Here is a 9,820-nt window from a genome sequence, read left to right on the forward strand (position 1 = left end):
GTCGAAGATAGTGGCACGGTACAACGACACAATAGACGAGTGGTCGAGCATCGACGTCGAACCGTCGAGACACCCCCAGACATCTTAGCCTTCGAAGTCGAACGTGCACGGGACTGGCACGGACTCGAGTGTCGAGCGCCGATAAGCCTATCAGGTGACCAAATGACCGTTATCGCCGACATCACCGTCCCTGCGGACGCGTTCGTCTTGGGACGCGCCCTGCGGGACGTCCCGAACGTAGAGGTCGAACTGCAGCGTGTCGTCCCACTGTACGAACAGGTCGCCCTGCTGCTGTGGGTCGTGGAGGGCGACCGGCGAGCAGCCGAAATCGCCCTCCGTGACTCCCCGGAGATCGATGTCGTTACCATGATCACAAATACGGCCGGCGGAACGCTGTTCGAGGTCGAGTGGGCGAACGATCTCGACGGCGTCGTCCGGGCGCTCCGTGAGTCCAGAGCGCGGGTGCTCGAGGCCTCGGGAACGGCGGAAAGTTGGGACTTTCGGCTTCGGTTCACCACTCACGAGAACCTGTCTCGATGTAATATCCTCCTCACGGAGGACGGAATCCCCGTGACGTTGCGTCACCTGTACGATCCGGCACACCTTCCGAAACCGGAGTCGCTATCGACCAAACAACGCGATGCGCTCCTGACTGCCTACCGTAACGGTTACTTCGAGGTTCCACGGGGGATCACCCAGACCGAACTCGCCAAGCGACTGGACCTCAGCGATAGCGCCTTCTCCCAGCGAGTTCGTCGGGGTGTTGCCTCACTCATCGAACAGACGCTGCTCTCCGAGGAGCAGCCACGACGGTGAGCAGGCCTCGAGACTCGACAAACCACGCCCCCGTCCTCGAGCGGTATCGATGCCGTCGAACTGCTCGCCGTCGTCGGCCCCCTCGAGACGTGACCCCGTTCCGGTTTCCCGAAGTGTTTAACCTCGTTTGCCCGCAACATGAGAGCAGTGTTTGTTCAATGATGACTGTTCCCACTGTCTGCGGGTGGTTCGATGAGCGATGAGACGTATCTCGATCGGTTGGTCGACCGAGATCAGCTCCGGTCGTATCTCACGGATGCACTCGGCCCGGCCGACCGACTCGAGGTCGAACGCGTCGACGCCGGTCACTCGAACGAGACACTGTTCGTGACGTGGGGCGGCCAGGACTTGGTCGTCAGGCGGCCGCCGCCGGGGAAGACCGCCGACACGGCCCACGACGTCCTTCGGGAACACCACGTCGTCGACGCGTTACAGGAGACGGCCGTGCCGGTTCCGACGACCGTCCTCGCGTGCGACGACCACGAGGTCATGGGCAGTGATTTCTACGTGATGGAGAAACTCGAGGGCGACGTCATCCGTACCGAGGAGCCGTCGTGGCTCGCGCGCCCGGACGCCCGCAGACAGCTCAGTACCGAACTGGTCGATACGCTCGCAGCGATCCACGACGTCGACTACGAGGCCGTTGGCCTCGGCGAATTCGGCTATCCGGAGGGGTTCACACAGCGACAGGTCGACCGCTGGGGCGAGCAGTTCGAGTGGGCCCGGGAGACGACGGCCGACCATCGCGACCTCCCAGCGCTCGAGCGGATCACGGAGTGGCTGCAGGCGAACGTCCCCGAAGACCACCCGGAGACGCTCGTGCAGGGCGATTACAAACTCGACAACGTGATGTTCGCTCCTGCCGACGAGGCGGTCGCGGCGGGTGACGATGCGGCCGCCGACGCCAGGCCCGAAGTGATCGCCGTCTTCGACTGGGAACTGGCCACGCTCGGCGATCCGTTTACGGACCTCGGCTGGATGCTCTCGTTCTGGCACGACGAGAACGACCCTGACCCACCCGTCGAAGGGCTGTATCCGACGCTGACGGCACGCGAGGGCTATCTCACACGTAGCGAGCTGATCGAGCGCTACGAGGCACAGACCGGCCGTCCGTTCGATACTCCTCGCTTTTACACCGTGCTCGCGACCTACAAGATGGGCGCGCTCGGCGAGATGTTCTTCCGACGCTATCTCGAGGGCAACAGCGACGACCCACTGTATCCGAAGATGGAGGACGGCGTCCCACGGCTGCTCGAGCAGGCGACGGCGATCATCGACGGCGAGTACGACATCTAGTCGGCTGCAGATCGAACGGAGATCGGCTCGAAAAAACGAATCAGTTGGATCGGACGCGGTCGTCAGTTCGACTACCGCGACGTCCAGCCGCCGTCGACAGCGAGTACCGAGCCAGTAACGTAGCTCGCGGCGTCGCTCGCGAGGAAGACCGCCGGTCCGGCGATCTCTTCGGGCTCGGCGAAGCGCTCGAGTGGCGTGCGATCGATGATCGACTGGCGGAGTTCCTCGTTTTCTTGCAGGCCGGTCGTGAGTTCCGTCGCGACGTAGCCCGGCGCGATCGCGTTGACGCGTACGTCGGGCGCCCAGTCCATCGACATGCTCTTGGTGAGGCCGACAAGGCCGTGTTTCGAGGCGACGTAGGGGTGCTGGCGCGGCAGGCCGACCAGTCCGCCGACGCTGGCGACGTTGATGACCGAGCCGCCGTCGCTCTCGAGCAGCGAGTCGGCCGCCGCCGTCGTCACCTCGTACGCCCCATTGAGGTTGACGTCGAGGACCCGATCGAAGCTCTCGGTCGAGACGTCCTCCGGCCGACCGAGGGCATCTGCTGGATTGAAGCCGGCGTTGTTGACGACAACGTCGACGTTGCCGAACTCGGCCTCGGCTCGGTCGATGGCGCTCGTGACGGCATCCGGGTCGGTGACGTCAGCCGAGACGGCAAGTGCGTCGCCGCCGTTGGCTTCAATCTCGTCCGCCACAGCCTCGATTTCGTCGGTCGAGCGGGCCGACGGGACCACCGCGGCCCCGGCGTTTGCGAGTTCGACGGCAATGGCGCGGCCGATGCCGCGTCCGCCGCCGGTTACCAGTGCGACACGTCCGGAGAGGTCGAAGAGGTCACTCATCGTCTACCACCATGTCGATCCGATCGCGTAGTCCTTTCTTGTCGAACTTGCCGGTCGCCGTCTTCGGAATGGATTCGACCGTCCTGATCTCGTCGGGGAGCCACCAGTCGGGCTGGTCGAGTTCGGCTGCGAGATAGACCTGTAGTGTCTCCTCGTCGGTATCGCGTCCCTCCCCGAGCACGACGCAGGCCAGCGGCCGTTCCTGCCACGTCTCGTGGGGCACGCCGATGACGGCCGCCTCGACGACCGCCTCGTGAGCCATCAGCGCGTTCTCGAGTTCGATCGAAGAGATCCACTCGCCGCCGCTTTTGATGACGTCTTTGGCGCGGTCGACGACCTCGAGGTAGCCGTCCTCGTCGACGGTGACGATATCGCCGGTTTTGAGCCACGACTTTTCGAAATCGTCTGCGGTCGCGTCGGGTCGGTTGTAGTACTCCGAGACGACGGTGGGCCCGCGAACCCAGAGCTCGCCGACGGCCTGCCCATCCCACGGAACGTCCTCGCCGGCATCGTTCACGACGCGCATCTCGAGGCCCGGCGAGAGCAGTCCCTGCTTCTTGCGCTTGTCGTACTTCCGGCCGCGGTCCCAGTCGTCCATCTGCGATTTCGGCCGGGAGACCGAACCGATGCTCATCGTTTCGGTCATCCCCCACGCGTGTTCCATCGTGACGTCGAACTCGTCTGCGTACCGGCGCATGACGTCTTCGGGGGCCGCGCTGCCGCCGACGACGATCCGCTCGAGAGAGGAGAGGTCGCCGCCGTGTTCGTCGATGTGCTCGAGGAGGTTGATCCAGACCGTCGGGACGCCGGCGGTTAGCGTGACGCCCTCGCGTTCGATCAGTTCGAGCAGGTCGGCAGACGTCGGAGACGGGCCGGGATAGACCTGGGTCGCGCCGGCCATCGTCGCCGCGTAGGGGAACTCCCAGGAGTTGACGTGGAACATCGGCACGACCGGCATCACAACGTCGCGCTCGTCGATGTTCAGCCCCGCGGGCGTCATCACCATCATCGCGTGGGCGTAGATCATCTTCTGGGTGTACTCGACGCCTTTCGGTCGCCCGGTCGTCCCGGACGTGTAACACATGCCAGCAGGAAGGTCTTCCTCGAGCGGTGGCAGCTGCTCGTCGGCGATTGGATCGTGCGCATCGAGCAGGTCCTCGTAGGCGACCGCGTCGATCTCGGTGTCGGGGACGGCGTCGGCCATGACGACGACCTCGTTGACCGGGAGGTCGTCCCAGAGTCGTTCGATCGTCTCAAACGGGTCCCCCGGATCGACGAACAGGATGTCGTCGGCGGCGTCCTCGACGATGTGGACGATGTCCTCGTCGCCGAGCACAGCGTTGATCGTGTGCAACTGCGCGCCCGATAGCGGGGCCGCGAAGTAGGTCTCGAAGTGCCGATGATGGTTCCAGCCGACCGTGCCGATCCGATCGCCGGGGCCGAACCCGCGGTCGACGAGCGCGGCAACCAGTGATCGCACACGAGTACCGAACGCGGCGTACGTGTAGTCGGTGATCCCGTCATGGGTCCGGGAGACGACCCGCGTCTCGGGGTAGAGATTCGTCGGCCGCCAGAAAAACGGCCGGAGCGTCAGGTCGGTCATCCTAGGCGACTTCCTCCGGTGAGACGGCGAGGTACTTCTCGAGGAGATCCTCACGCGCTTGAATCTCCTCGACCGAGCCCTCGAAGACGATCGAGCCGGTGTCGATGACGTAGCCGCGACTCGCCAACTCGAACGCGAAGTTGACGTTCTGCTCGGAGAGCAAGACGGTTACGTCCTCTTCGACGACCGCCTGAAGCATCTCCTGTAAGTCGTCGACGATGACCGGGGCGAGCCCCTCGGTCGGTTCGTCGAGCAAGAGCAACGAGGGGCGTTGCACGAGCGCGCGTGCGACGGCGAGCATCTGCTGTTCGCCGCCGCTCAAGTTCTGGGCGTTGCTCGTTCGCAACTCGTCGAGGATCGGGAACAACTCGTACATCTCCGCGACCGGTTTCGGGTCGGCCGCGAGTTTGTGCGCGAGGACGAGGTTCTCGTGAACCGAGAGGGTCGGGAACACCCGTCGATCTTCGGGCACCAGATTGATGCCGCGCTGGTTGAGCTTATCGGGCGATTTCCCGACGATGTTCTCGCCGCGGTAGACGATCGAGCCGCGCCGCGGCGGCGTCACGCCCATGATCGATCGCATTGTCGTCGTCTTCCCGGCCCCGTTGCGGCCGAGCAAGGCGACGACTTCGCCCTCGGCGAGCTCGAGTGAGACGCCGTGGAGGACGTGGCTATTCCCGTAGTACGTGTCGATGTCGTCGAGTTCGAGTACTGTCATACTGCCTCACTGCCAAGGTAGGCTTCCGTCACGCGTTCGTCGGAGAGGACCGCCTGTGGATCGCCGTCAGCGAGGACCGCCCCGTCGGCGAGGACGACGATCCGATCGGAGATGTCGGTGACGACGTCCATGTCGTGTTCGGTGACGACGAACGTCGCGTCGATATCCTCGTTCAGTTCGTGGATGAGTGAGACGATCTCTTTCGTCTCGGTCGGGTTCATTCCGGCCGTCGGCTCGTCGAGCAAGAACACTGTCGGCTCGATCGCGAGCGCGAGGGCGATCTCGACGTTGCGCTTTTCGCCGTGGCTCAGTTCGTCACACGTGACCTCCGCCATGTCGGCGAGGTTCGTGAGTTCGAGTAACTCGTCGACATCCGCGTTGAGTTGCTCGTCATTGGCCGCCCGCGAACGGATATCGAGCGTCCGCCCCTCGTGGGCGATCCGAGCGACTTGGACGTTCTCTCGAACCGTTAGCCGCTCAAAGACGTTCGAGATCTGGTACGACCGCGAGAGGCCGCTTTGGGCCACCTCGTGTGGTGGGGCGTCGGTGATATCCGCGAGTTCGCCGTCCTTTTGGAGCCAGATCTCCCCCGAAGTCGGCTCGAGCACCCCCGTCAGCAGGTTGTAGAACGTCGTCTTTCCGGCCCCGTTTGGGCCGATGATACTGGTAATCTCGTCTTCCTCGAGTTCGAGCGAGACGTCGTTGACGGCGACGAGGTCACCGAACTGTCGTCGCAGGTTTTCGGTCTTGAGAACTGTCGTCATTAGGTAGCACCTCTCTGGCCGATCGATCGCAGACGATTCCACACCGATCGAAGTCTCGCGACGATCACATCCCTCGCATTACGGAGCTTTGTGGTGATCGAGTCGCCGACAAACGACGCTGCAGCGCCAGCACCGTCGCGTTCGTACACCGTCTGGACCTCGAGAAGCCATGCGTGGAGCATGACCAGCCCACCGACAGCGCCCTGCTTGAAGTAGAGCACGACGAGGATGAGCATGACCCCGAAGAAGAACTCCCAGTGGGCCTCGAGCGCCGGGTAGCGGCTGATCCCCCAGCGGACGTAGAGGTAGATGAACGCGCCGACGATCGGCCCGGCGAAGAACGTCGCACCACCGATGACGGTGGCGACAACGGCGATCGCGCTCTGTGTCCAGTGGGAGTGATACGGCGAGGCGACGCTCGCCAGTCCCGCGATCAGGACACCGGCGACTCCGACGAAAACCGCCGAGAGGATGAACGTCATCCACCGGTGGTATCGAACGTCGACGCCGAGTGCAGCGGCTCGATCAGGACTCTCGCGGATCGACTTGCAGATCGTCCCGAACGGTGAGTTGACGATCCGCCAGAGGGCGTACGTCGACGCGAGGACGATCGTCAGCGTCAGGTAGTAGTAGACCCGTCGATCGCCGAGTCTGAACTCGAGGCCGCCGAGTTCGACGAACCCGAGCAGGACGAGGACACCGTCGGTGCCGTTTGTCAGTCCGGCGGGGTTCTGGACGATCAGCGAGTAGCCGAGCATCCCGAACGCCAGCGTGATCAACGCAAAGTAGATCTCCTCGAGTCGGACGGACAGCCAGCCGACCGGGATCGCGATCAGGACGACCAGCAGGACACCGACGAGACCGCCGATAACGAATGTCACGAGCGGCGCGACGCCGCTGCCGAGCGCGTCTGCGATCGTCGGCTGGAGGTCCCGGATGACGATTGCGAGCCCGTAGGAGCCACCGGCAAAGAACAGCGCGTGGCCGAACGAGAGGAGGCCGGTGTAGCCGTACAGGAGGTTAAAGGCAAGCGCGAACAGCGCGATGATCATGAACTCGGTGAACAGGTACACTTGGAAGGAGGGACCGAGTCCGATCAGGACCAGTCCGACCAATCCGAGCAGGGTAAATCGCTCTCTGGTCCAGCCGTTCTGGACAGCTTCCCGGCCGAACGTACCGATCCGCGCGCCGATGCTGTTGTCTTGTGTACTCATTCGCCGAACCCTCCGAACAGCCCTTCTGGACGGAACAGTAACACGAGTACCATTGCGAGGAACGGAATCGCGATGTGTCCGGCCGCCATGAACTGCGGCCCGAGTGCTTGCATCATACCGACGAACATCGCTCCCACGAACGCCCCTGAAAGCGAACCGAGGCCGCCGATGACGACGATAATGAACGCGTCGATAATGACTTGATCTCCGAGTGCTGGACTAACGGATTGCAGCGGTGCAGCGAGTGCTCCGCCGAGTCCGGCGAGGAAGCTTCCGAAGAAGAACACCCCGGTGTACAGCCGCGGGACGTCGACCCCGAGAATCGAGGCCATCTCCCGGTCCGACGATGTCCCGCGCACGAGTGCGCCGAAGTACGTCTTCGTGATGAACACCCACAGACCGAGCATGACGACGAACGCAGCACCGATAACGAACAGTCGGTAGGCGGTGAACGTACCGCCTCCGACCGACACGGAGAAATCGAGTGCTGCCGGTGCGTCCACCGAATACGGCTGTGAACCCCAGATGAAGCGGATCACTTCGTGGATGATGAGGACGAAGCCGAACGTGACGATCAACTGGTCGAGGTCTCCCTCGAGTCGACCGTACAGCGGCCGGATCGTACTGACCTCGATGAGAACGCCGATGACTCCAACGGCCGTCGCGCCGATAACGACCGCGAGCCAGAAGTTGCCGATCAAACTGTTCGTCACTGCCAGTGCGACGTAGGCCCCGATCATGTAGAAGGCCCCGTGTGCGAAGTTCAGTACCCCCAACACGCCGAAGATCAAGCTCAGACCGACGGCGATCAGGAACAGGCGACTTCCGAGGCTGAGACCAATGATAACGTCTGACAGCCCGATAAATGCAATTGTATTCGTCATTCTTGTATAAGTGTCATGTTGTATAACAGCGGCGACGGGTTCGTTAGACCCCCGAAGGGAGGTCGGAGTCGCCGAGTGCGTCGTTTACCACGTCAGGTGTGGCTTCGTAGACCTCGACCGGATCGAGGACGTTGCTTTCCCAGTCGTCGTCGTAGCTGACCGTTCCCCAGATCGAGGGCACGGTTGCCTGATTCGTCTCCTCGTTGAACCGGTAGTCGCCGACCGGGCCGGAGTGTTCCATGCCGGTGAACGTCTCCACCAGATCGTCCGCATCGGCGCTGCCGGCCGACTCGATAGCCTCCTTGTACAGGTACACTGCCCGGTAGGCACCCTCGGCGTTGTACGTCGGAAGGGTCTCGTACTCGTCGTAGTACCGATCGCGGAACGAGTTGTTCTCGTCAGTGTCCGGGACGAACGGGTCGTACCGCGTCGAGGCGTACTCACCTTCGGGAAGCGGCGATCCATCCGCGGGCAGATCCGTCCCCATACCGACGCTGAAGAGGGTGTAATCGATCTGGTCGAACCAGCCGGCGCTCTCGGCCTGTCCGAGGAACGTCGTCAGGTCGGCCCCCCACAGCGGCGTGATGACGCCGTCCGGCTCTGCATCCATGATCGAACTGATGTACGGCGAGTAATCACCCGTCTCGAGTCCGGGGTACTGTTCTGCCGTGAACTCTGCGTCGACGCCGAGTCCCTCACAGAACGCCTGGAAGTAGTCCCAGGTCTCGTATCCGAACGCGTAGTCCGGCCCAATCGTCGCCCACTCGGTCGCATCGAGTTCCTCAGCCGTCCGTGCAGCGCCGTAGATGTCCTGTGCGAGGCTGTTTGCGTTCCGGAAGACGTAGTCGTTTCCGACCGAATCCTCGTGTTCACCCTCCGGTGACGTCAGAAACGGCGTCGCCGCGTGTGTGACCATAAACGGAATCTGGAACTGGGCGACCTGTGGTGCCAGCGCCTGTGCGACACCACTGCTGTCCAGCCCAAACAGGCCGTCGACACTCTCCTCTTCGATCAGGCTCCGCATCTGGCGGCCTGCCGTATTGGCGTCACTTTCCGTGTCACGGGAGATGACGGTAACCTCTTCACCGTCTATTCCACCGTTGTCGTTGATTTCATCGACAGCAAGCTCGTAGCCTCGAGCTCCCTCCTCACCATACAGTGACGCAAACCCGGAGGTGATGTAGAGTGCACCGAGCGTGATCCCGTCGTCGTCGCCTCCACCGAGACAGCCTGCAACCGTCGCGAGCCCAGCCCCGGCAGCGGTCGTCTTCAGAAACGTTCGCCGATCGACGCCCAGTGAGTTCGGTGCTGTTCGCGACCCATTGTTCTCGTGACCATTCCTCATGTTATTGCTAACCACAGACAATCACGAACTCAACTCCGTATGATGGATATAAATAAATTATGTTAATAATCTTATATTGTATTTATTGTTGTCATGATATTGGTGGTGATTGACGTACTCTCGTTAGGACTCGACACAGATCTCTCGACGGGATTAACGCCGATACGGACACATGTTGGAAGAGTAATATTAGAGGTAGTGGCACACATGTCAAACTACTCAGTAATCAATCACGGAGGTGACGATCAGTCGACGTTGTTCGCACCACACCCGTCATTCTACGGGCTTTTCGGCCGCGGGGTTATCAGATGTGGTAATCTGCACGTGACTTTTTTGAAGGG

At 62.3% G+C, this 9,820-nt stretch carries 9 protein-coding genes; 2 read left to right on the forward strand and 7 right to left on the reverse strand.

Going from position 1 to position 9,820, the window contains the following annotated elements:
- Positions 1–162 precede the first annotated feature (162 nt).
- Entirely contained in the window at positions 163–816 is a 654-nt protein-coding gene (locus C495_RS10995; RefSeq protein ID WP_049890311.1) for a helix-turn-helix domain-containing protein, read from the forward strand.
- Between the two features lie 192 nt (positions 817–1,008).
- A complete protein-coding gene (locus tag C495_RS11000; protein ID WP_008162883.1) occupies positions 1,009–2,112 on the forward strand; it encodes a phosphotransferase family protein in 1,104 nt (367 codons plus the stop codon).
- A gap of 71 nt (positions 2,113–2,183) precedes the next feature.
- Here C495_RS11000 and C495_RS11005 read toward each other — a convergent pair whose 3' ends face one another.
- Genes C495_RS11005 through C495_RS11035 form a run of 7 tightly spaced genes read right to left on the reverse strand, consistent with a single transcriptional unit; the run spans position 2,184 to position 9,479 of the window.
- Positions 2,184–2,951: an SDR family NAD(P)-dependent oxidoreductase gene (locus tag C495_RS11005; RefSeq protein WP_008162885.1), complete on the reverse strand. Its 768-nt coding sequence runs from the start codon at positions 2,949–2,951 to the stop codon at positions 2,184–2,186.
- On the reverse strand, positions 2,944–4,554 hold the full coding sequence (locus tag C495_RS11010; RefSeq protein WP_008162887.1) for a long-chain fatty acid--CoA ligase: 1,611 nt from the start codon (positions 4,552–4,554) through the stop codon (positions 2,944–2,946). The genes C495_RS11005 and C495_RS11010 overlap by 8 nt, the downstream gene beginning before the upstream one ends.
- Position 4,555: 1 nt before the next feature.
- Complete coding sequence (locus tag C495_RS11015; RefSeq protein WP_008162888.1) at positions 4,556–5,272, reverse strand: ABC transporter ATP-binding protein; 717 nt, start codon at positions 5,270–5,272, stop codon at positions 4,556–4,558.
- Positions 5,269–6,036 (reverse strand): ABC transporter ATP-binding protein, encoded by a 768-nt coding sequence (locus C495_RS11020; RefSeq protein ID WP_008162891.1) that lies wholly within the window; start codon positions 6,034–6,036, stop codon positions 5,269–5,271. The genes C495_RS11015 and C495_RS11020 overlap by 4 nt, the downstream gene beginning before the upstream one ends.
- Positions 6,036–7,250: a branched-chain amino acid ABC transporter permease gene (locus C495_RS11025; protein ID WP_008162892.1), complete on the reverse strand. Its 1,215-nt coding sequence runs from the start codon at positions 7,248–7,250 to the stop codon at positions 6,036–6,038. The genes C495_RS11020 and C495_RS11025 overlap by 1 nt, the downstream gene beginning before the upstream one ends.
- The gene (locus C495_RS11030; RefSeq protein WP_008162895.1) at positions 7,247–8,134 is read right to left on the reverse strand and encodes a branched-chain amino acid ABC transporter permease; all 888 of its coding nucleotides are present in this window, start codon (positions 8,132–8,134) and stop codon (positions 7,247–7,249) included. Before C495_RS11030 ends, C495_RS11025 begins: the two co-directional genes overlap by 4 nt.
- A gap of 43 nt (positions 8,135–8,177) precedes the next feature.
- Positions 8,178–9,479, reverse strand: coding sequence for an ABC transporter substrate-binding protein (locus C495_RS11035; protein ID WP_008162898.1), 1,302 nt, complete (start codon positions 9,477–9,479; stop codon positions 8,178–8,180).
- Positions 9,480–9,820 lie beyond the last annotated feature (341 nt).

Source organism: Natronorubrum sulfidifaciens JCM 14089 (genome assembly GCF_000337735.1).
GTDB classification, from domain to species: Archaea; Halobacteriota; Halobacteria; order Halobacteriales; family Natrialbaceae; genus Natronorubrum; species Natronorubrum sulfidifaciens.